This is a genomic window from Nocardioides zeae, assembly GCF_030818655.1.
GTDB classification, from domain to species: domain Bacteria; phylum Actinomycetota; class Actinomycetes; order Propionibacteriales; family Nocardioidaceae; genus Nocardioides; species Nocardioides zeae_A.
Genome location: NZ_JAUTAN010000001.1, coordinates 2,042,151 through 2,063,577, shown reverse-complemented (window position 1 = coordinate 2,063,577; position 21,427 = coordinate 2,042,151). Strand labels below are relative to the sequence as shown.

The 21,427-nt window shown below is 73.3% G+C and carries 18 protein-coding genes; 15 read left to right on the top strand and 3 right to left on the bottom strand.

Annotated elements, in window-relative coordinates; translation table 11 throughout:
- The first annotated feature begins 11 nt into the window (after nt 1–11).
- The 4 genes from map to QE405_RS09760 all read left to right on the top strand — a co-directional run bounded on the left by map (nt 12) and on the right by QE405_RS09760 (nt 3,971).
- Complete coding sequence (map, locus tag QE405_RS09775) at nt 12–830, top strand: type I methionyl aminopeptidase (protein ID WP_307200170.1); 819 nt, start codon at nt 12–14, stop codon at nt 828–830.
- Between the two features lie 65 nt (nt 831–895).
- Nucleotides 896–2,035: a DUF475 domain-containing protein gene (locus QE405_RS09770; RefSeq protein WP_307200168.1), complete on the top strand. Its 1,140-nt coding sequence runs from the start codon at nt 896–898 to the stop codon at nt 2,033–2,035.
- 66 nt (nt 2,036–2,101) lie between these two features.
- Nucleotides 2,102–2,683 (top strand): TerD family protein, encoded by a 582-nt coding sequence (locus QE405_RS09765; protein ID WP_307200166.1) that lies wholly within the window; start codon nt 2,102–2,104, stop codon nt 2,681–2,683.
- A 43-nt stretch (nt 2,684–2,726) separates the two neighbouring features.
- The gene (locus tag QE405_RS09760; RefSeq protein ID WP_307200164.1) at nt 2,727–3,971 is read left to right on the top strand and encodes a hypothetical protein; all 1,245 of its coding nucleotides are present in this window, start codon (nt 2,727–2,729) and stop codon (nt 3,969–3,971) included.
- 34 nt (nt 3,972–4,005) lie between these two features.
- Here the strand turns inward: QE405_RS09760 and QE405_RS09755 are convergent, their stop codons facing one another.
- On the bottom strand, nt 4,006–4,581 hold the full coding sequence (locus QE405_RS09755) for a TerD family protein (protein ID WP_307200161.1): 576 nt from the start codon (nt 4,579–4,581) through the stop codon (nt 4,006–4,008).
- A gap of 132 nt (nt 4,582–4,713) precedes the next feature.
- On the opposite strand from QE405_RS09755, the gene QE405_RS09750 reads away from it, so the two are divergent.
- The 5 genes from QE405_RS09750 (at nt 4,714) to QE405_RS09730 (ending at nt 12,879) form a co-directional block, all read left to right on the top strand.
- Complete coding sequence (locus QE405_RS09750) at nt 4,714–5,871, top strand: HpcH/HpaI aldolase/citrate lyase family protein (RefSeq protein WP_307200159.1); 1,158 nt, start codon at nt 4,714–4,716, stop codon at nt 5,869–5,871.
- Entirely contained in the window at nt 5,868–8,408 is a 2,541-nt protein-coding gene (locus QE405_RS09745; protein ID WP_307200156.1) for a phosphoribosyltransferase, read from the top strand. Before QE405_RS09750 ends, QE405_RS09745 begins: the two co-directional genes overlap by 4 nt.
- On the top strand, nt 8,405–9,256 hold the full coding sequence (locus tag QE405_RS09740; RefSeq protein ID WP_307200155.1) for an HAD family hydrolase: 852 nt from the start codon (nt 8,405–8,407) through the stop codon (nt 9,254–9,256). The genes QE405_RS09745 and QE405_RS09740 overlap by 4 nt, the downstream gene beginning before the upstream one ends.
- Nucleotides 9,257–9,329: 73 nt before the next feature.
- A complete protein-coding gene (locus QE405_RS09735) occupies nt 9,330–11,915 on the top strand; it encodes an FHA domain-containing protein (RefSeq protein ID WP_307200152.1) in 2,586 nt (861 codons plus the stop codon).
- Between the two features lie 97 nt (nt 11,916–12,012).
- Nucleotides 12,013–12,879 carry a Bax inhibitor-1/YccA family protein gene (locus QE405_RS09730; protein ID WP_307200151.1) on the top strand — a complete coding sequence of 289 codons (867 nt, stop codon included), beginning with the start codon at nt 12,013–12,015 and terminating at the stop codon, nt 12,877–12,879.
- 784 nt (nt 12,880–13,663) lie between these two features.
- Here QE405_RS09730 and QE405_RS09725 read toward each other — a convergent pair.
- Nucleotides 13,664–14,707 carry an SGNH/GDSL hydrolase family protein gene (locus QE405_RS09725; RefSeq protein WP_307200149.1) on the bottom strand — a complete coding sequence of 348 codons (1,044 nt, stop codon included), beginning with the start codon at nt 14,705–14,707 and terminating at the stop codon, nt 13,664–13,666.
- Nucleotides 14,708–14,746: 39 nt separating this feature from the next.
- On the opposite strand from QE405_RS09725, the gene QE405_RS09720 reads away from it, so the two are divergent.
- The 5 genes from QE405_RS09720 to QE405_RS09700 are packed head-to-tail and all read left to right on the top strand — an operon-like array spanning nt 14,747 to nt 19,296.
- Entirely contained in the window at nt 14,747–16,156 is a 1,410-nt protein-coding gene (locus tag QE405_RS09720; RefSeq protein WP_307200147.1) for a cystathionine beta-synthase, read from the top strand.
- Nucleotides 16,156–16,815 carry a response regulator transcription factor gene (locus tag QE405_RS09715; protein WP_307200145.1) on the top strand — a complete coding sequence of 220 codons (660 nt, stop codon included), beginning with the start codon at nt 16,156–16,158 and terminating at the stop codon, nt 16,813–16,815. The genes QE405_RS09720 and QE405_RS09715 overlap by 1 nt, the downstream gene beginning before the upstream one ends.
- Entirely contained in the window at nt 16,812–17,600 is a 789-nt protein-coding gene (locus tag QE405_RS09710) for a TSUP family transporter (protein ID WP_307200143.1), read from the top strand. Before QE405_RS09715 ends, QE405_RS09710 begins: the two co-directional genes overlap by 4 nt.
- A 29-nt stretch (nt 17,601–17,629) precedes the next feature.
- The gene (locus tag QE405_RS09705; protein ID WP_307200141.1) at nt 17,630–18,667 is read left to right on the top strand and encodes a YihY/virulence factor BrkB family protein; all 1,038 of its coding nucleotides are present in this window, start codon (nt 17,630–17,632) and stop codon (nt 18,665–18,667) included.
- Nucleotides 18,664–19,296 carry an IMPACT family protein gene (locus tag QE405_RS09700; RefSeq protein WP_307200139.1) on the top strand — a complete coding sequence of 211 codons (633 nt, stop codon included), beginning with the start codon at nt 18,664–18,666 and terminating at the stop codon, nt 19,294–19,296. Before QE405_RS09705 ends, QE405_RS09700 begins: the two co-directional genes overlap by 4 nt.
- 19 nt (nt 19,297–19,315) lie before the next feature.
- Here QE405_RS09700 and QE405_RS09695 read toward each other — a convergent pair whose 3' ends face one another.
- Nucleotides 19,316–19,717 (bottom strand): YchJ family protein, encoded by a 402-nt coding sequence (locus tag QE405_RS09695; RefSeq protein ID WP_307200137.1) that lies wholly within the window; start codon nt 19,715–19,717, stop codon nt 19,316–19,318.
- 230 nt (nt 19,718–19,947) lie between these two features.
- Between QE405_RS09695 and QE405_RS09690 the strand changes: the two genes are divergently transcribed.
- On the top strand, nt 19,948–21,426 hold the full coding sequence (locus QE405_RS09690) for an MFS transporter (RefSeq protein WP_307200135.1): 1,479 nt from the start codon (nt 19,948–19,950) through the stop codon (nt 21,424–21,426).
- Nucleotide 21,427 lies beyond the last annotated feature (1 nt).

Genomic DNA, 21,427 nt, shown 5'->3' with positions numbered 1-21,427 from the left:
GTCCTGACGTCGTGGGTCTGCTGCGCCGCGGCGCGGAGCTGAAGACGCCCGAGCAGCTCGACCTCATGCGTCGGGCCGGCCTCGTGGTCGGCCTGACGCTCGAGCTGCTCGCCGAACGCGTCGCGCCCGGCATGACGACCCGCGACCTCGACCGCATCGCCGAGGACCACATCCGCGGCCACGGTGCGACGCCGTCGTTCCTGGGCTACCACGGGTTCCCCGGCACGCTCTGCGTGTCGGTGAACGACGAGGTGGTGCACGGGATCCCGGGGGAGCGGGTGCTCCGCGAGGGTGACGTCGTGTCCATCGACTGCGGTGCCATCGTCGAGGGCTACCACGGCGATGCGGCGGTCACGGTGGCCCTCGGCGACGTGCCGGCCGCCGTCTCGGAGCTCCTGCGGGTGACCGAGGGCGCGCTGTGGGCCGGGATCGCGGCGTACCGGCTGGGCGGCCGCGTCGGCGACATCTCCCACGCGGTCGAGTCCCACGTGCGGGGTCGGAGCTCCTTCGGCATCGTGGAGGACTTCACGGGCCACGGCATCGGTACGGCGCTGCACCAGCCCCCGGACGTGCCGAACCTCGGTCGGCCCGGGCGCGGTCTCCGCATCACGGAGGGCCTCGTGCTGGCCATCGAGCCCATGGTGACCCTGGGGGACCAGGCCAACGACACCCTCGACGACGACTGGACGGTCGTGACGCGCGACCACCAGGTCGCGGCGCACTTCGAGCACACCGTGACGGCGACCCCGGACGGTCTCTGGGTGCTGACCGCGGTGGACGGCGGTCAGGCGGCGCTGGCCGATGCCGGGGTTGCCTACGGCGGGAGGTAGCGTGTCGCCGCTCGGGGGCGCGACGCCCTCCGGGCGTTCCGCTCCCTCAGCAAAGGCGTGACCCCGTGATCCTCAAGACCTTCGGGTGGTCGTTCGCGATCACCGTCCTCGGCCTCGCCGGGGCGTTCCTCTACGGCTGGAAGGACGGCGCGTCGGCGGCCCTGGCCGCCATGACGGTGGCCGCGATCCTCATCGTGCTCGAGGTGTCGCTGTCGTTCGACAACGCCGTGGTGAACGCCAAGGTGCTGAGCCGGATGTCGCCGTTCTGGCAGAAGATGTTCCTCACCGTCGGCATCCTCATCGCCGTCTTCGGCATGCGGCTGGTGTTCCCGTTCATCGTCGTGTGGGCCTCGGCCGGGCTCGATCCCGTGCACGCCTGGGACCTGGCGATGCAGGGCAACGACGTGCCCGAGGGCCAGGAGACCTACGCCCACATCCTCCACGACGCCCACCCGATCATCGCGGCCTTCGGCGGCATGTTCCTGATGATGATCTTCCTCGACTTCTTCATCGACGACGAGAAGGAGCACCACTGGCTCGGCCCGGTCGAGCGGCCGTTCCAGCGGCTCAGCGCCGTCGGTGGCGTCTCCGTGGCGATCGCCCTGGGCTCCCTGGTGCTCGTGGCCGAGCTGTTCCGCAACATCGCGCCCGACAAGCTCCCCGACGACAAGTTCGGCTCGGTGCTGCTCGCGGGCATCCTCGGTCTGCTGACCTACCTGGTCGTCGGCGGTCTCGGCGAGGCCTTCGAGGGCTCGTCGGGGCTGGCGGACGACGAGGACATGGGCCCGCAGCGCGAGGTGGGCACCGGTCAGGTGGTGCTGGCGACCGGCAAGGCGGCCTTCTTCATGTTCCTCTACCTCGAGGTGCTCGACGCCAGCTTCTCGTTCGACGGTGTCATCGGCGCCTTCGCCATCACGACCGACCCGATCGTCATCGCGATCGGTCTCGGCGTGGGCGCGCTCTACGTCCGGTCGATCACGGTCTACCTGGTGCGCAAGGGCACGCTGTCGGAGTACCGCTACCTCGAGCACGGCGCCCACTGGGCGATCGGCGCGCTGGCGATCCTGCTCTTCGTCACCATGGGTGTCGAGATCCCCGAGGTCGTCACCGGGCTCGTCGGCGTCGTCATCATCCTCTCCGCCGTCGGCTGGAGCGTGCGCGAGAACCGGCTGCACCCGGAGGAGAAGCACGACGTCCTCGTCTGAGTGCTTCGTCGCCCCCACTAGGCTCGAGGTCGGACCTGATGGACGACGAAGGGGGCGACGAGCACGATGGGGATCACGCTGCAGAAGGGCGGCAACGTCTCGCTGGCCAAGGCCGCGGGCGCGCCGCTGACGAAGCTGAGCATCGGCCTGGGCTGGGACGTGCGGTCGACGACGGGCGCGGACTTCGACCTGGACGCCTCGGCGCTGCTGCTCGGCGGGTCGGGCACGGTGCTGAGCGACCAGCACTTCGTCTTCTACAACAACCTGACCTCCCCGGACGGCTCGGTGCACCACACCGGCGACAACCTGACCGGTGAGGGTGACGGTGACGACGAGGTCATCGAGGTCGACCTGACGCTCGTGCCCGCGCAGGTGCAGCGCATCGTCTTCCCGGTCTCCATCCACGACGCGCACGCGCGGGGCCAGAGCTTCGGGCAGGTGACCAACGCCTTCATCCGCGTCGTCGACGCCGTGCGCGGCAACGAGGTCGCGCGCTTCGACCTCACCGAGGACGCGAGCACCGAGACCGCCATGGTGTTCGGGGAGCTCTACCTCCGTGACGGCGACTGGAAGTTCCGGGCCATCGGGCAGGGCTACGCCTCCGGCCTGCTCGGCATCGTGCAGGACTTCGGGGTGAACGCGAGCTGACGCCCGTCCGCCGACCCGGGGGACCGGCTCCTACGATGGGTGCATGAGCTCCTCGCGTCCCGACCGCCGCCGCCGGCGCGGGGACGGTGGAGGGCTGGAGCGTGCGCTCGACGTCCGTGGCCAGCTGCAGGAGCAGTTCTTCCGGGTCGACCAGCTCCAGCGTGACGTGGGGGAGACGGTCGCCTCCTACGCCGGGCTCCTGCCCGACCGCGCCCGCTCGACCGGCGTCGTGCCGTCCTGGCGGCACCTCGACGAGCGTGCCCAGGCGGCGGTCCTCGACTACCTCGGCCTCCTCGACCGGCACGACCCCGTCGAGGACCTCGACCCCTACCAGGTGGCTGCCGCGGCGGCCGACTTCGAACGGGGCGTGCCGACGCTGCGGTCGCTGGCCGACGACATGGAGCGCTTCACCTCGTCGTACGGCGCGGAGCTCGGCCGCGTCGGCGAGGTGCGCGCCCGGGTCGCGCGGCGCTTGGAGGAGGCCCAGCAGGCGGTCGCCGCCGCCGAGGCGGCGTGGCGCGAGATGACCGCCGCCGGCGGGTCGTTCCCCGCCGCCGACGAGGCCGTCGTGCGGGCCCGGGTGGCCGGGCGCAAGCTCGCCGAGGTGGGCGACCGTCTCGGCCCCGCCGACGTGGACGAGCCCGCGGCGGTCGTCGAGCGGCTGGCGGAGGAGGCCCGTGAACTGGCCCGCGAGCTGCCCCGTCGTGCCGCCGCCGTGGGCAACCGCATCCCGTCGCTCGCCACCCGGATCGACGCGGTGGTGACGCGCTCGGAGCGCACCTCGGAGTACATGTCCGGGCTGCGGCGTGAGTTCTCCTACGAGAGCTGGAAGGACATCGCGGACGCCGAGGGACAGCTGAAGGACCATCTGGAGGAGGCGCGCGGCGCGCTCGACCGGCTCCGCCGGCTGCACGCGGCCGGCGACCAGCCCGGTGCCCTGGCCGCGCTCCAGGAGGTCGAGACGGCGGTGGAGGCCGCTTCCGACCTCGTCGACGCACCTCGTCGACGGCTCGAGCGGCTGCGCGACGTCAAGCGCGACCCGGGGGCGCTGTTCGACCGGGCGCGGTTCGTGCTGCGGGACACCCGTCTGCTGCTGCGCTCCGGTCCGCCCCAACCCTGGGGTGGACGCCTCGACGCCTTCGCCCGGGAGCTCATCGCCCTCGAGGGGCTGCTCGAGACCACGCACCCGGACTACTGGGCGCTGCTGACGAGGATCGACCGGCTGCACGAGGGAGTCGACCGCCTCGTGGCCGACTTCCGGGCGAGCCGCGCGGGCACTGCCGGCTGACCACTCGTCCCCGGGCCGCAGCTGCTGCAGACCGTCAGACGTGCGGCTTGATCGCCGGCAGGAGGTCGCGGAAGGTGCGACCCGTCGCCGTCGCTCCGATGGCGGTCATCGCCCAGCCGGCGCCGTCACGGCTCACCTTCGCCATGATCTGCGCGGTGTGCGTGCCCGAGCCGGTGAGGTCGTAGCGGGCCAGCTCCTCGCCGTTGGTCTCGTCCACGAGGCGGCAGAACGCGTTCTGGATCTGGGTGAAGTCCTGACCGGTGAACGAGTTGACGACGAAGACCATGGTCGCGACCTGCGCCGGCAGCTGCCCGAGCTCGACGACGATGGACTCGTCGTCGCCGTCCCCCGCGCCCGTGCGGTTGTCGCCGGTGTGCACGACGGAGCCGTCCTTGCTCCGCAGCTGCTGGAACCAGACCTGGTCGACGACGGCGCCACGCGCGTCGTACAGCACCGCGGTGGCGTCGAGGTCGATCTCGGCCTGCTTGGTGCGGAAGAAGCCCTTCTTCGCGACCGCATCCCACCCGAGCCCCATCCGCACGCGCGTGAGGCTGCCGCCGCCGCGCTTCTCGAGGGAGACCGTCTGACCCTTCTGCAACGAGATCGTCATGGGCCCGAGCGTAGAGAGCGCGCCCTGACGCCTCCGATGGTCATCCGTGCGTCATCACGCGTTTCCGCGCCACCCGTATCCTGCCCTGCACGCTGCGGGGAAGCGTTTCCTCCTGCGCTCAAGGGAGGGCACGTGCGCCACTTCGACCACCTCGACCCGAGCCAGCGGGAAGGGTTGTTCAGCGTCGAGCCGGAGGAGTTCGACCGCTCGGGCGACCGCGACCTGCTCGCGGTCGCGCTCGGCGCGACGCTCTACACGCCGGCGACCCGCCCCGCCATCGACGTCGACCTGCGCAAGGCGCGGGAGCGCGGGGTCGCCTGCTCGGTGCTGTGCCTCGAGGACGCCATCGCCGACGCGGACGTCGCGTTCGCCGAGAAGAACCTCGTCCACCAGCTGACGGCGTCGATCGAGTCCGGCGCACCGCGTCCCCTCGTGTTCGTGCGGGTGCGCGAGCCGGAGCAGGTGGAGCGGGTCGTCGACGGCCTCGGCGACCTGGCCCGCCACCTCGACGGCTTCGTGGTGCCCAAGTTCACCGCGGCCTCGGCGCCGTACCTGGACGCGATCGTCGCCGCCTCCGCACGGCTCGACCACCGCCTGTGGGTCATGCCCGTCATCGAGTCGCCCGAGGTCTTCCGCCTCGAGACGCGCCTCGAGGCGCTGCTGGCGGCCCGCGACCTCCTGCACCGCCACGAGGCGCCGGTCCTCGCGGTGCGGATCGGGGCGACCGACCTGTCCTCGATGCTGGGCCTGCGCCGGCCGGCGGACATCACGGTGTACGACGTCGCGCCCATCGCCTCGGTGATCGGTGACATCGTCAACGTGATGGGCCGCCGCGACGGCACGGGGTTCGTCGTCACGGGGCCCGTCTGGGAGCACTTCGAGAACGGCGAGCGCATGTTCAAGCCCCAGCTCCGCGAGACGCCGTTCACGGCTCCCGCCGAGCAGGTGCTCCGCCGGCGGCTGATCCGGCGGGGCCTCGACGGGCTCATCCGCGAGGTCGCGCTCGACCACGCCAACGGGCTGCTCGGCAAGACCGTCATCCACCCGACCCACGTCGCGGCCGTGCACGCGCTGAGCGTCGTGACCCGCGAGGACCACACCGACGCGCTCGACATCGTCCGGGCGCGGCGGGGCGGCGGCGTGGCCGCGTCGCAGTACGGCAACAAGATGAACGAGGCGGCCCCCCACCTCGCCTGGGCGGAGGCGACGCTCCTGCGTGCCCGCGCGTTCGGCGTCGCGGCGGAGGACGTCACCTTCGTCGACCTGCTCGAGGCAGGGCTGTGCCTGTGAGCGGCTGGAACGGTGCCTGGGTCGCGGAGCGGCTCGGCATCGAGCTCGAGGACGCCCCGGGGCGGGCGCCGCTGGCGCTCGCCGACCTCGTCGGGCTCGCGCTCCGGGTGAACCCGAAGCGTCCGCACCTGCTCGTCTCGACCGTGCTGGCCAAGCACGTGCCGACGGATCCGCGCCTGGTGCAGGCGGCCGGCCACCTGCTGGGGCTCCGCGTCGCCGAGCACCTCGGTCGCCTCGGGGCGGAGGGCAGCGCCGACGTGGCCGACCGGCTGCGGGCGGCGCTGGCCGTCGGCGCGGAGGGGCACGTGGCCGACCTCGACGGTCTCGTCGCCGCGACCGACGCCGCCCTGGCCGAGGTCGAGACCGGCGACGGGGTCGTCCTGGGCTATGCCGAGACCGCGACCGCCCTCGGTCACCTCGTGGGCCGGGCCCTGCGGCTCCCGTCGGTGCACTCGACGCGCCGCGCCGTACCGGGGGTGTCGAGCGTCCTCGGGTTCGAGGAGTCCCACTCCCACGCCACGACGCACCTCGTGCTGGCGGAGGACCCCGCGCTGCTGGCGACGCCCGGCCCCGCCGTGCTCGTCGACGACGAGCTCAGCACCGGCCGCACCGCCCTGGCCACGATCCGCGCGCTGCACGCGCACGCGCCGCGGGCGGAGTACGTCGTGGCCGCGCTCGTCGACGCCCGCCGCGAGGCCGACCGCCGCCACATCGCGGAGGTCGCCGACGAGCTGGGCACGCGGATCTCGGTCGTGGCCCTGGCGGAAGGCGAGGTGCGGGTCCCGGAGGCCGCCGCCGCCCCGGAGCCGGAGGAGGACGTCGCGGTCCGTGCCCACGGGTCGGGCGAGCTCGTGCCCGGCGCCGACCCGGGCGACGCGTGGCCGGTCGGGGTGCGGACGTCGGGCCGCCACGGGTTCGCGCCGTCCGACGAGGGCCCCCTCGCCGACGCGGCCGCCGCGGTGGCCGCCCGCGTCGCGGAGCGCCTCGACGCCGCGGGCGTGGACGCCGCCGGCGACGTGCTGGTGCTCGGCACCGAGGAGCTGATGTACGCGCCGCTCGCCGTGGCCGCCGCGCTGCGGCAGGCCGGACGCGCGACGTACTTCTCCACGACGACGCGCAGCCCCGTCCAGGTGCGGGACGTGCCGGGGTACGCCGTGCGCTCCGGCGTGCGCTTCCTCGCGCACGACCGCGACGCGGACGGGTACGGCGAGGCCGACCGCTTCGCCTACAACGTGGCCGCCCGGGACTGGGCGGCGATCGTCGTCGTGCTCGACCGCCCGACGGCGACCGCGCCGCTGACCGCCCCCGCCGGGATGCTCGCCGCGCTGGCACCCCACGCCCCGCACGTGCTGCCGGTGGTGCTGCCGGTCGACCCGCCCGGCGCCCGTCCGCTGCGCGGTCCGGCCTTCGGCTCCTACGCCCCGGACGAGGTGGCCTGGCTGCTGCAGGACCTCTCCCACGTGCGGCTCGAGGGCGACCGTGAGGAGCGCGAGCGGCGCATCCAGTCGGGGGAGGCGCACTACGCGGAGTCGCTGCCGACGGAGTACCGGCCGGACGCGGCGTACCGGGAGCTCTACGACGAGCAGGTCGTCGCCGTGGCGGACCGCGTCGCGGCGGCCGTGGTGACCGTGAGCGAGCTCGCGCGCCGCGAGCGGGGCCGTGACGACCTCGTGCTCGTGTCCCTGGCCCGGGCCGGCACCCCGATCGGCATCCTCATGCGCCGCTGGGCGGCGCGACAGGGCTGGGACTGGCCGCACCACGCCGTCTCGATCGTGCGCGACCGGGGCATCGACCTCGTGGCGCTGCGCTGGATCGCCGACCGCTACGACCCGGCCCGCGTGCTCGTCGTCGACGGCTGGACGGGCAAGGGCGCCATCGCGCGCGAGCTCGTGGCCGCGATCGAGGGCGCGGGCGGCGCCAACGACGTGCTGCGCCTCGGCGAGCCCGGGGCGGGCGTCGGCGCCGGCTTCTCCGCCGACCTCGCGGTGCTCGCGGACCCGGGGGAGTGCGTGCCCCTGCACGGCACCCGCGACGACTTCCTCATCCCGTCGGCCTGCCTCAACAGCACCGTCTCGGGACTCGTCTCCCGCACGGTGCTCAACGACGAGCTGATCGGCCCGCACGAGCTGCACGGCGCCAAGTTCTACGCCGAGCTGGCCGACGAGGACGTCTCCGCGGCGTACCTGGACGCCGTCAGCGCCCGCTTCGACGACGTCGAGGCGGAGGCGGTGGCCGACGCCGCGCGGCTGCAGCGCACGGACCGCACGCCGACGTGGTCCGGGTGGGCGTCCGCCGAGAAGCTGCAGGTCGAGCTCGGGCTCCCCAGCGTCAACCTGGTGAAGCCCGGCGTGGGGGAGACGACCCGGGTGCTGCTGCGCCGCGTGCCGTGGCGGGTCGTGGTGGCCCCCGGACGGGAGCAGGACCTGCGGCACGTGCGGCTGCTGGCGGCGGACCGCGGCGTACCGGTGGTGGAGGACCCGTCGCTGCCCTACAGCTGCGTCGGGATCATCCGACCGACCGAGCAGGACGGCTCGTGAGCGCCCCGCTGCTGGTCGCCTCCGACCTCGACCGGACGCTCATCTACTCGGCCGCCGCGATGCGGTTGGGGCGCGCGGTGGCCGACCCGGTCTGCGTCGAGATCTACGCCGACGCGCCGACGAGCTTCATCGACCCCGCCGCGCTCGCGGCGCTGGCCGAGCTCTCCGCGACCGTGCCGTTCGTGCCGGTGACGACGCGGACGCAGGAGCAGTACGGCCGGATCGTGCTGCCCGGGGTGCGGGTCGAGCACGCCGTCACCACGAACGGTGCGGTCGTGCTGGTCGACGGCCGCCCCTGCGGCGACTGGGACGCCGAGGTGCGCCGTCGCTGCGCCGACGGTGCGTCCTTCGCCGAGGCGCTGCGCGTGCTCGCGCGGGTCTGGGACCAGCCGTGGGTCCGGAAGGTGCGCGACGCGGAGGAGCGGTTCTGCTACGCCGTGGTCGAGCCGGCGGAGACACCGGCGGGCTGGTACGACGAGGTGCACGGCGCCGCTCGGTCCCTCGGGTGGGTCGTGTCGGTCCAGGGCCGCAAGGTCTACGTGATCCCGCCGGGCCTCACCAAGGAGGCGGCCGTCGCCGAGGTCGCCCGCCGGGTCGGCGCCGGTGCGGTGGCCGCGGCGGGTGACTCGTGGCTCGACGCGGGCATGCTGGCAGCAGCCGACCACGCCGTGCGCCCGGCGCACGGGGAGCTCGACGACCAGGGCTGGACGACCCCGGACCTCGTGGTGACGGCGTCCGCGGGCGGACGCGCCGCCGCGGAGATCGTGGCGACCTTCGACGGGTGGGCACGTGCCCGCGCCCACGGCGGTCCGGCGTGGACTAGCGTGTCGTCCGACACCGCCCCCTGAGCCGCGTCGAGGCAGTTGCACCTGTCCCGCGCCGGTTCGTCGGGGCTCCGGCGCTCAGAGGGGACTGGTCACGTTGACGGCTGGAGCAGGTGGTCCGACCCTGCGGCTCGGGGTCGGGGGTGAGTTCCGCTCCTTCGCACCCGGGACCGTCGTGACGATCGGGCGCGACCAGGCCTCCAGCCTCGTGCTCGCGCACGGCGACATCTCGCGCCACCACTGCGAGCTCCACCACGACGGTGCCTCGTGGTGGTTGACGGACCTCGGCAGCACCAACGGCACGCTCGTCGACGGTCAGCGCATCGCGTCCATCCCGCTGGCGCCCGGCGAGCCGCTCCCCGTGATGGTGGGCGGCAACCGGGGCGTGGCCGTGCAGGTGCAGGTGGCGCCGGTCCCCGGCGCCGCGCCCCGGCCCGGTGGACCCGCGGGGCCGCCGCCGATGACGGCGCCCATGACGGCGCGGCCGGCGCCGCCCACGGGACCTCCGGTCGCGCAGCGGCCGGGTGGGCCGGGTGGGCCGGGTGGGCCGCCGGGTCCAGCGGGTCCGGCGGGTCCGGCGGGCCCGCCCCGGCCCGGCCTCGACCTGCCGCCCCCGGCCGACCGCACCATGGCCGCGAACGCGCCCGCGCCCGGCGGCGCGCGCGCCGCCCGCACGGCCCCCGGTCAGCTGGCTCACGGCCAGCCCCTGCTCCCGCGTGGTCCCCGGAGGGGGCAGCCGCTGGTGATCGGCCGCAACCACGCCTGCGACATCGTCATCGACGACCCGCTGGTGTCGCGGCGCCACGTCCAGGTCGAGGTCGCCCCCGCCGGCATCGTGCTCCGCGACCTCGGCGCCTTCAACGGCACCTTCGTCAACGGTCGGCGCCTCGAGGGCGGCGTGCTGCTGCACCCCGGTGACGAGGTCATCCTCGGCAACCAGACCTTCACCTTCACCGGCGACAACCTCCTCGCCCGCAACTCGACCTCCGACCGCACGCTCGTCGTCGAGAACCTCACGACGGTGGTCAAGGGCGGTCGGCGTCTCCTCGACAACGTCTCGATCGAGCTCGGCCCCGCGTCGCTGACCGCGGTCATCGGGCCCTCGGGCTCGGGCAAGTCGACGACGCTCGGTGCGCTGACGGGCACGCGCCCCGCGACGTACGGCAACGTCATCTGGCAGGGCCACGACCTCTACACCCACTACGACCAGCTGCGCCACCAGATCGGGCTGGTGCCGCAGCAGGACATCCAGCACCCGCAGCTGACGGTGCGGCAGGGCCTCGGGTACGCGGCGCGACTCCGGCTGCCGCCCGACACGACGAAGGAGGAGCGGGCCCAGCGGGTCGACCACGTGGTGGCGCAGATGCAGCTGCAGCGGCAGGTCGACAACCGGATCGGCACCCAGCTCTCCGGCGGGCAGAAGAAGCGCGTCTCCATCGCCACCGAGCTGCTGACCGCGCCCCCGCTGCTCTTCCTCGACGAGCCCACCTCGGGCCTCGACCCGGGCCTGGACCGCGACGTCATGCACCTGCTGCGCGGGCTCGCCGACGAGGGACGCGTCGTCGTCGTGGTGACGCACTCCGTCCTCGCGCTCGACGTGTGCGACAACGTGCTGGTCCTCGCGCCCGGAGGCCGGGTGGCCTACTTCGGCCCGCCGAGCGGGGTGCTGCCGCACTTCGGCTGCTCCGACTACCCGCAGGTGTTCGACCTCCTCGACGAGCCGGACCTCTGGCGCCGCATCCCGCCGCCGCCCGGCGGGCGGGCCGGGACGGGCGCGATGCCGGCGCTCGCCAACGCCCCGCTGCCGGCCCCGCCGCGCCAGTCGTTCGCGCGGCAGTTCGCGACCCTGGTCAAGCGCACGCTGTCCGTCATCGCGTCCGACAAGATGCTGCTCGCGATGCTGCTGCTGACGCCGCCCATCATCGGCGCGCTGAGCCGGCTCGCGGTGGGGGACGGCGGCTTCGGCCTCGACGCCACGGCGGACGCCGACCGCGGGGTCTACGACCCGGCGGAGGTGACGCAACGCCTGACGGTCCTCATCGTGGCGGCCGCGCTTATCGGCGCGGTGATGACCATCTGGGCGCTGGTCAACGAGAAGGCGGTGTTCCAACGGGAGTACGCCGTCGGGCTCTCACCCGGCACGTACCTCCTGAGCAAGGTGAGCGTCTACGGCGTCCTCTGCTTCGGCCAGGGCGTGATCACGGCCTTCGTCGGGACCGTGGGGCTGCCCGGCCCGGACGACGGGGGCGTCGTCGGGCTGGGTTGGTTCGAGATCGCGATCGCCGTCGGCATGACGTGCGCGTCCGTGGCGATCCTCGGCCTCGCCATCTCCGGGCTCCTGTCGAGCTCGGAGCAGGGCATGCCGGCCGTGATCGGTGTCGTCATGACGCAGCTGGTCTTCTCGGGCGCGATCATCGCGGTCAACGGCCGCGCGATCCTCGAGCAGCTGTCGTGGCTCGCGCCCGCGCGGTGGGGGTACGCCGCGGCGGCGTCCACCGTCGACCTCAACCGCGCGAAGGAGACGACCGAGGGCACCCTGCTCGACGGCGAGCAGCGCGACACGCTCTGGGCCGGCGACGTCGACCAGTGGGTGCTCGACCTGTTCGTCCTGGGCGGCCTGACGGCCGTCTTCGTCCTCCTCGGCTACCTGAGCGTGCGTCGCAGCGCGAAGTCGGGCGGCTGAGGCCTGCACCACCCCGTTGTCGTCCGGAGGATCGGGAACGACGGGGACGACTCGTGCGTTGTCCTAGGCACGAGCCCCTATGAAGGAGTGACTCCCCATGCAGAGCAACAACCCGGTGTTCAGGCGATCGGCCGAGTTCAACGGGTCGGCCGCCAACGCCCACGGTCAGCAGACGTACGCCGGCGGCGCCGGCTACGGCTACGACCAGGGGCAGTACGGCAACGGTGACCCGTCGACGTGGGACATGTCCCGCGCCACGGGCCCTGGTTCGACGCCCACGCGCCGCATGACCATCGACTCGGTCGTGCAGAGCGCCGCGATCACGCTCGGCGTGGTCATCCTCAGCGCCCTCGCGACCTGGATCGTGATCGGTGACGTGGCGACCGACGTCGGCGCGTCCCGCGCGATGATGCTCGCCTTCGTCGGCAGCATCGCGGCCTTCGGCCTGTCGCTGGTCAACTCGTTCAAGCGCGTGGTCAGCCCCGCACTCGTGCTCGTCTTCGCCGTCGCCGAGGGCGTCGCGATGGGCGCGATCAGCAAGGTGTTCGACAGCTTCGCGGGTGGCGGCGTCGTCACCGGCGCGGTGATCGGCACGTTCGCGGCCTTCGCGGGCACGCTGGCGGCCTACAAGGTCCTCAACATCCAGGTCGGCGACAAGTTCCGGAAGTTCGTCGTCGCGGCGATGTTCGGCATGCTCGGCCTCGGCCTGATGGAGCTGCTGCTCTCCGCCTTCGGTGCGGAGCTCGGCCTGTTCGGCTTCGGTGGCCTCGGCATCCTGTTCGCCGTCGCCGGCCTCGTGCTCGGTGTCTTCATGCTGATCCTCGACTTCGACTACGTCGAGCAGGGCATCCGCTTCGGCATCGACGAGCGCGAGTCGTGGCGTGCGGCGTTCGCCATGACGGTGAGCCTGGTCTGGATCTACACGAACCTGCTCCGCCTCCTGGCGATCTTCAGCCAGGACTGACCCACCGCAGCACCACGACGGCGTCGACCCCCTCGGGGTCGGCGCCGTCGGCGCGTCCTGGTGGGGTGCGTCGAGTTGGGTCGTACGGCGCGGCAGATGCGTCGAGTTGGGTCGTACGGCGCGGCAGATGCGTCGAGTTGTCATGTATGCCGCGGCGGGTGTGTCGAGTTGGGATGTACGGCGCGGTGGGCGCGCCGAGTTGTCATGTATGCCGCGGCGGGTGTGTCGAGTTGGGATGTACGGCGCGGTCGGCGCGTCGAGTTGTCATGTACGCCGCGGCGGAACGGGCACCGAGCAGGGCCCCGGTTGTCGGCCCCCCAGCCTGCGACGCTCGCAAGAAAACGCGGACGCCTCCCCGCAGTGGAGAAGGAAAACGCGGATTGCCGGGCCCGTCCCGTCCGCGTTTTCTTTGTCCGGCCCGTCGGCTGCGCGCATTCTCCTCGCCCGGGGGCCGACCGCCCGCCCGGCCCGGATGGCGCACAACTCCCAACTCGACGCGCGCACCGCGGCGTACAAGACAACTCGGCGCGTACGCCGCGGCATACGAGCCAACTCGACGCATATGCCGCGGCGTACGACCCAACTCGACGCGTATGCCGTGCCGCACGACCCACCTCGACGCGTACGCCGCGGCGTACAAGACAACTCGGCGCGTACGCCGCGCCGTACGACCCAACTCGACGCGTACGCCGCGCCGTACGACCCAACTCGACGCGTATGCCGCGCCGCACGACCCAACTCGACGCGTACGCCGCGGCGTACGACCCAACTCGGCGCGCGAAACCTAGGCGCCCGCGGCCGGCCCCTCGACGGAGACGGGGTCGTGCTCGCGGTCGTCGGGGCCGTCGGTCGGGCCGTCGGCGCGGCGGCGGCGGTGGCGCAGCTCTACCCAGCGCCCGCGGGTGCCGCGGCGGTTGCCCGCGACCTCCGTGCCGCCCAGCTCGGTGCCGGGCGTGCGGACGGCCTCGATCGCGGCCTGCGCGATCGGCAGCACGCGCTCGCCGCGGAAGGCCTCGGGCAGGCGCTCGTCGTCCGGCTCCTGGCCCAGGCTGGCGAGCAGCGAGGGCAGCATGAGCGCCGCCATCTGCTGGTAGCCGTCCGCCGACGGGTGGAACTGGTCGGGGCCGAACAGCAGCGCCGGGGCGGCGGCGAACTCCGGCCCGAGCACGGAGCCCAGCGAGACGGAGCGCCCCTCCTCCTCGACGGTCGCGATCGTCTGGGCGGCCGCGAGCCGGCGCGACCAGGAGCGGGCGATCTGCTTGAGCGGCGGGGGGATCGGCTTGATGGTGCCGAGGTCGGGACAGGTGCCGACCACGACCTCGCAGCCGGCGGCCCGGAAGCGGCGCACGGCCTCCGCGAGGTGCTGCACCGAGTCGGACGGCTTGGCCATGTGGGTCACGTCGTTGCCGCCGATCACGATGACCGCGACGTCCGGCTCGATGGGCAGCGCCCGGTCGACCTGGGGCGCGAGCCCGCTCGACTGCGCGCCGACCACGGCCAGCTTGCGCAGGTAGACCCGCCGGTCGGCGTGCTGCGCCAGGCCCGAGGCCAGGAGTGCGCCCGGCGTCTGCTCGACCCGCTCCACGCCGTACCCCGCCGCGAGCGAGTCGCCCAGCAGCACCACCTTGAAGGCCGGTCCGGGGCGTCCGCGGCCATACCAGCCGGTCGCGTCGGGAGGGGGGTCCTGCCGTGGTTCCCCGATGGTCTTGCGCGCGATCGTCGCCTCGGCGCGCAGGAGTCCGTAGAGCCCCGCGCCCACCACGGAGAGCCCACCGCCCCCGTAGGCAGCGGCGGCCGCGAGCTTCCTGGCTGCTGCTGCTTTCCCCACCCCGCCACTCTACGGACCCGGCGACAGTAGATTGCACCCATGGAGTTCGTGACCTCTGTCCTCGACCTCGTGGGCGACACCCCGTTGGTGCAGCTCTCCCGGGTGCTGGACCGCCCGCCGGCGGTCCCCGGCGAGGGCCCGGTGGTGCTCGCGAAGGTGGAGTACCTCAACCCCGGCGGGTCCGTGAAGGACCGCATCGCGACCCGCATGATCGACGCCGCCGAGGCGTCGGGGGAGCTGCAGCCCGGCGGCACGATCGTCGAGCCCACGTCGGGCAACACCGGCGTCGGGCTCGCGATGGTCGCCCAGCAGCGCGGCTACAAGTGCGTCTTCGTCTGCCCCGACAAGGTCAGCGAGGACAAGCGCAACGTGCTCCGGGCGTACGGCGCGGAGGTGGTCGTCTGCCCCACCGCGGTCGCGCCGGAGCACCCGGACTCCTACTACAACGTCTCCGACCGCCTGTCCTCGCAGCCGGGCGCCTGGAAGCCGAACCAGTACGCCAACCAGCACAACCCGCGCTCGCACTACGAGACGACCGGTCCCGAGATCTGGCGGCAGACCGAGGGCCGCATCACGCACTTCGTGACCGGGATGGGCACCGGCGGCACGATCAGCGGCGTCGGCCGCTACCTCAAGGAGCGCTCCGCCGAACGTGGGGGCCGGGACGTCCAGGTCATCGGCGCCGACCCGGCCGGCTCGGTCTACTCGGGCGGCACGGGCCGGCCGTACCTGGTCGAGGGCGTGGGCGAGGACTTCTGGCCCGAGACCTACGACCGCTCCGTCGCCGACCGCGTCATCGAGGTCTCCGACGCCGACTCGTTCGCGTTCACCCGTCGCATGGCCCGCGAGGAGGCGCTGCTCGTCGGCGGCTCCAGCGGCATGGCCGCCTTCGCGGCCGCCCAGGTGGCGGCCGAGCTCGAGGGCACGCCGGAGGGCCGCGACGCCGTCATCGTCGTGCTGCTACCGGACTCGGGTCGTGGGTACCTCACGAAGGTGTTCAACGACGAGTGGCTCGGCCAGTACGGCTTCCTCGCCCCCAGCTCCGACCGGACGGTGGGGGACGTGCTGCGCGGCAAGAGCGGACAGCTGCCCGACCTGGTGCACACGCACCCCAGCGAGACGATCGCCGAGGCGGTCCACATCCTGCAGGAGTACGGCGTGAGCCAGATGCCCGTCGTGCGCGCCGAGCCGCCCGTGGTGGCGGCCGAGGTGGCCGGCTCGGTCTCCGAGCGCGACCTGCTCGACGCCCTCTTCACGGGGCGTGCGCGCCTCACCGACCGCGTGGAGGACCACATGTCGCCCGCCCTCCCCACCATCGGCTCGTCCGCCGCTGCGAGCGACGCCGTCACCCTGCTCGAGGGGGCCGACGCCCTGCTCGTCCACGAGGACGGCAAGCCCGTCGGCGTCGTGACCCGGCAGGACCTCCTCGCGCAGCTGGCGGGCGCCTGATGCGCGGCCCGCTCCGGCTCGCGCTCGTCAACGACTACGAGGTCGTCGTCGCCGGCCTGACGCGCATGCTCGCGCCGTACGCCGCGCAGGTGCGCGTCGTCGAGATCGCCGCCAACATCCCGGTGAGCGACCACGCCGACCTCGTCCTCTTCGACACGTTCGCGCAGTCGATGGACAACGTGCGGGTCGAGGACGTGGCGCCGGCCGGGACCCCCGTCGTGGCCTACACCTGGGAGAGCGAGCCCGACGTGTGGCAGCGTGCGCTCGACTGGGGCGCCGTGGCGTGCCTGTCGAAGACGCTCTCCGCCGCCCGGCTGGTGGCGGCCCTCGAGGACATCCACCGCGGCGGCACCCCCGACATCGGCCACACGGCGGCTCCCTCGGTCGACAACGGCGCCGGGGTCGAGGGCGCGCGCGACTGGCCCGGCCGGGCGGACGGCCTCACCGAGCGCGAGTCCGAGGTGATGGCCTTGCTCGCGGTGGGTCACAGCAACCAGGAGATCGCCGAGCTGCTCCACGTGAGCATCAACTCGGTGAAGACCTACCTCCGGCACGCCTACCGCAAGGCGGAGGTCAACCGTCGTAGCCAGGCGGTGCTCTGGGCGCTCGACAAGGGCTTCTCGCCCGACGTGCTGCACCGGCGCGTGCGCGGCCGGTGATCGACCTCGGCGTCTCCGGTCAGGTCCTCGCCCTGCTGGTCGTCGCCGGGTTCGTCGCCGGGTACGTCGACGCGGTGGTCGGCGGCGGTGGGCTCGTGCAGCTGCCCAGCCTGCTCCTCGCGCTCCCGGGCGCGACGCCCGTGCAGGTGCTGGCGACCAACAAGCTGGCCTCCGCGCTCGGGGTGACGGTCAGCGCGGCGACGTACTACCGGCGGGTGCGGCCCGACCCGGCGACGTTCGGGCCGCTCATGCTGATGGCGTTCCTGGGGTCGATGGGGGGCGCGGCCGTCGCGTCCTTCATCCCGAAGGAGGCCTTCCAGCCGATCATCCTGGTGGTGCTCGTCGGGGTGGGCGCCTACGTGCTGTTCCGGCCCGACCTGGGCTCGGAGACGCGGCTGCGGTGGGAGCGGCGGGGCCACCTCGTCGCGGCGGTCGTCACGGGGCTGCTCGTGGGTTTCTACGACGGGGCGCTCGGGCCGGGCACCGGCTCGTTCTTCGTGCTGGCCCTCGTCGGACTCGTCGGCTACGACTTCCTCACCGCGTCGGCCAACGCCCGCCTCGCGAACTGGGCGACCAACGTCGCGGCGCTCGTCGTCTTCATCCCCCAGGGCGCGGTGCTGTGGGGGGTCGGCCTGGCCGTCGGTGTCGCCAACATCGTCGGCGCCTACCTCGGTGCACGCACCGCGGTGAGCAAGGGCGCCGGGTTCGTGCGCGTCTTCTTCGTCGCTATCGTGAGCGCGTTCGTCGTGCGCATCGGCGGCGAGGTGCTGGGGTTCTGGGGGTGAGTGCTGGCGCCGTGCCCTAGGGTCTCGGCGTGGGCATCGTGGGGGGTCTCGACCGCTTCCAGCGGCGTTTCCCGCCCGTCTCCATGCCCCTGGCGACGATCTACAAGTACGGCGACGACCAGGGCGCCTACCTCGCGGCGATCATCTCGTTCTACGCGTTCATCGGCATCTTCCCGCTCCTGCTCCTGGCGACGTCGATCCTCGGCTTCGTGCTGCAGGACCAGCCCGACCTGCGGGCGGAGGTGCTCAACTCGGCGCTCAGCAACTTCCCGATCGTCGGGGACCAGCTCGGCCGGCCCGAGGGCATCCAGGGCTCGGTCTCGGCCATCGTGTTCGGTTCGATCGCCGCGCTCTACGGCTCCATGGGTCTCGGCCTCGCGCTGCAGAACGCGATGAACATCGCCTGGGCCGTGCCGCGCAACAGCCGTCCCAACCCGTTCCTCCTCCGCTTCAAGAGCCTCGTGCTGCTGGCCGCCGGCGGCATCTCGGTGCTGGCCGTGACGGCGGTGTCCGTCATCGGCAACAACACCGAGGTGTTCGGCGCTCTCGGCGGCGTCGGTCGGCTGCTCATCAGCGTGGCGACCATCCTGGCCACCGGCCTCGTGCTCAGCGTGCTCTTCCGCCTGTCCGCGGCGCGCAGCCACAGCCTCCTCGCCGCCCTCCCGGGGGCCCTGTTCGCGGCGGCGACCTGGCACGGGCTGCAGTACGCCGGCGCCGCCTACGTCACCCACGTGCTGGGCCGCACGTCGTCGATGAACCAGACCTTCGGGCTGGTCCTCGGGCTCATGGGCCTCATCTACGTTGCCTCCATCGTCGTCGTGCTCGCGATCGAGGTGAACGTGGTGCTGGCCCGTCGCCTCTACCCCCGTGCGCTCCTCACCCCGTTCACCGACGACGTCGACCTCACCGACGCCGACAAGCGCGCCTACACCGCCTACGCGCGGGCGCAGCGCCACAAGGGGTTCGAGGAGGTCACCGTCACCTTCAAGCCGGTCGAGCGGGACAACGCCGACACGGTCGCGATGACGACCCTGCGGACCGACGACGGGACGCAGGAGGAGCGGTGACCCGCTACCTCGTGCCGGCCACCGACGGCGCGGCCGAGATCGAGGTGCGGCGCTCGCGGTTCCTCGCGACCGTGCGGCGCGTCGAGGACGAGGCCGCGGCGCGGGCCGTCGTCGACGAGCTGCGCCGTCGGCACCACGACGCGCGGCACCACTGCTCCGCGTTCGCCCTCGGTCCGTGGGGAGCACCGGGCGCGGTGCAGCGCTCGAGCGACGACGGCGAGCCGTCGGGCACCGCGGGTGCCCCCATCCTCGAGGTGCTGCGCGGCCGCGAGGTGGCCGACGTCGTGGTCGTCGTCACCCGGTGGTTCGGCGGCGTCCTGCTGGGCGCCGGGGGGCTGGTGCGCGCCTACGGCGACGCGACACGGGCGGGCCTCGACGGCGTCGGCCTCCGCGCCCGGGCCCGGGTGGCGGAGGTGGCGCTCGACGTCGCCCACGCCGACGCGGGCCGGGTCGAGAGCGAGCTGCGCGCGCGGGGCGTCGGGGTGCGCGACGCCGAGTACGGCGCGGGGGTGACGCTGCACCTCGCCGTACCGCCCGCGGAGGTCGCCGCGCTCGTGGCCACGGTCGCGGCCCTCACGGGTGGGACGGCGCAGCCGGTCGTCGTCGGGGAGACCTGGGCCGACGCCTGAGGCCGGTCGGGCCTCGGGGTCAGGCGTCGACGTCGCCGTCGACGTACACCCAGCGGCCGGCGCGGCGCGCGAACCGGCTGCGCTCGCGGAGCACGCCCGGCTGCCCGGTCGCGTCGACGAAGCGCGCCGCGAACACGACGACGCCGGTCGTGTCCTCCGGACCGCCGGCCTCGGTGGCCTCGACGGTCAGCCCCGTCCAGGTGAGGCCGGGGTCGGGGGTGGTGTCGGCGGGGCGGGTGCGGGGGTGCCAGGTGCGGAACAGGTGGTCGGCGCCGACCCGGCCCCCGACCGCGTAAGCCGCGTAGCGCGACCGCATCAGCTCCTCGGCCGTGGCCGCGGGGGCGGCGCCGCGGTGGAGGCGGCCGCAGCACGCGTCGTACGTCGCGGGGAGGCCGCAGGGACAGGGGCGCTCGAGCTGCACGGGCCGACGGTAGCGGGGGTGGTCCTGGGCTGTAACGCGGTGTCCGGGTCACTATGGAAGGGGTCGACCACGTGCACAGTGACCCGGACACCGCGTTACACGGGGAGGGGGCGGGTGTCGACCGTCACCTCGCGGTGGTGGTCCGGCCCTGGTGCGGGGGAATATCGTTGCCCACGGCAACGGTTGTCGAGAGCAACCAACTGTGGCGTGACGAAGGGCAGGACCAGGACGTGGTGGCGGAGCAGCAGCGGAGGACGGTTCGTGGGCACTGGGCGGTGACGTTCACGGTGCTGACGGTGGCGGTCTCCTCGTTCACGCTGCTGCAGTCGATGGTGGTGCCGGTGCTCGGCCTCATCGCCGACGAGATGGACACCGACATGTCGACGGCGACCTGGGTGCTGACGGCCTACCTGCTCTCGGCGTCCATCTGCACGCCGCTGCTCGGCCGGGTCGGCGACGTGGTCGGCAAGCAGAAGATGCTCGTCGTCACGATGCTGGCCCTGACGCTGGGCTCGCTCGTGGCCGCGCTCGCCGGCAACATCTGGGTGCTGATCCTGGCCCGCGTGCTGCAGGGTGCGGGCGGCGGCGTGCTGCCGCTGGCCTTCGGCATCATCCGCGACGAGTTCCCCGAGCGGCACCGCGCCAGCGCCCTCAGCATCATCGCGGCGCTCGCCTCCGTCGGGTTCGCGGTCGGCATCGTCGTCGCGGGGCCGATCGTGGAGGGGCTCAGCTACCACTGGCTGTTCTGGTTCCCGATGATCGCGACCGGGCTCGCCGCCGTCGCCACCGCGCTCTTCGTGCCCGAGTCGCCGGTCGCGGAGCGCTCGCGCCTGCCGCTGGCGCCGGCCGTGCTCCTCGCCGCCTGGCTCGTGGCCCTCCTGCTCGGCATCAGCCGCGGCAACGAGTGGGGCTGGTCCTCGCCGCTCGTGCTCTCGCTGCTCGCCGGCGCAGTCGTACTGGCCGTCGGCTGGGTCGCCGTCGAGAACCGCGCCCGCGTGCCGATGATCGACATGCAGATGATGCGGCGCCGCGGCATCTGGACGACCAACCTCGTCGGCGGCTTCGTCGGCTTCGGGATGTTCTCCAGCTTCGGCTTCCTGCCCCAGTTCCTGCAGACGCCGGAGGCGGCGGGCTACGGCTTCGGCGCGAGCATCTCCGAGTCCGGGCAAATCCTGGTGCCGTCGGCCATCGCCAGCTTCCTCGTCGGCTTCGTCACGGCGCCGCTCGTCAAGCGCCTCGGCGCCCGCGTCGTCATCGTCAGCGGCACGCTCATGACCGGCGTCGCCTTCGCCGCCATCGCGCTCTGGCACGACGCGGTCTGGCAGATCGTCGCGGCCACGAGCCTCCAGGGCGTCGGCAACGGGCTCGTGTTCGGCTCGCTGGCGGGCGTCGTGATCGCCTCCGTGCCGGCCTCCCAGACGGGCGTCGCCTCGGGCATGAACGCCAACATCCGCACGATCGGCGGCTCCATCGGCTCGGCCGTCATGGCCGGTGTCGTCACCGCCCACGTCGGCCTCGGCGGGCTGCCCGCGGAGGGCGGCTACGTCCTGGGCTTCGCCCTCATCGCCGGCGGCATGGTGCTCGCCGCCGTCGCAGCCTGCGCGATCCCGGACACCCGTGGTCCGGCGTCGCCGACGCCGCGCACGGTGCTGGCGCCGCGGCGTACCGTCGCGCCCTCCCGGGTGCTTGCCCCCGGGTCTAGCGTGTGAC

Coding starts and splice junctions, on each gene's coding strand:
- QE405_RS09765 (WP_307200166.1), top strand. CDS start 2,102: ATGGGGATCACGCTGCAGAAGGGCGGCAACGTCTCGCTGGCCAAGGCC.
- QE405_RS09760 (WP_307200164.1), top strand. CDS start 2,727: ATGAGCTCCTCGCGTCCCGACCGCCGCCGCCGGCGCGGGGACGGTGGA.
- QE405_RS09755 (WP_307200161.1), bottom strand. CDS start 4,581: ATGACGATCTCGTTGCAGAAGGGTCAGACGGTCTCCCTCGAGAAGCGC.
- QE405_RS09730 (WP_307200151.1), top strand. CDS start 12,013: ATGCAGAGCAACAACCCGGTGTTCAGGCGATCGGCCGAGTTCAACGGG.
- QE405_RS09720 (WP_307200147.1), top strand. CDS start 14,747: ATGGAGTTCGTGACCTCTGTCCTCGACCTCGTGGGCGACACCCCGTTG.
- QE405_RS09715 (WP_307200145.1), top strand. CDS start 16,156: ATGCGCGGCCCGCTCCGGCTCGCGCTCGTCAACGACTACGAGGTCGTC.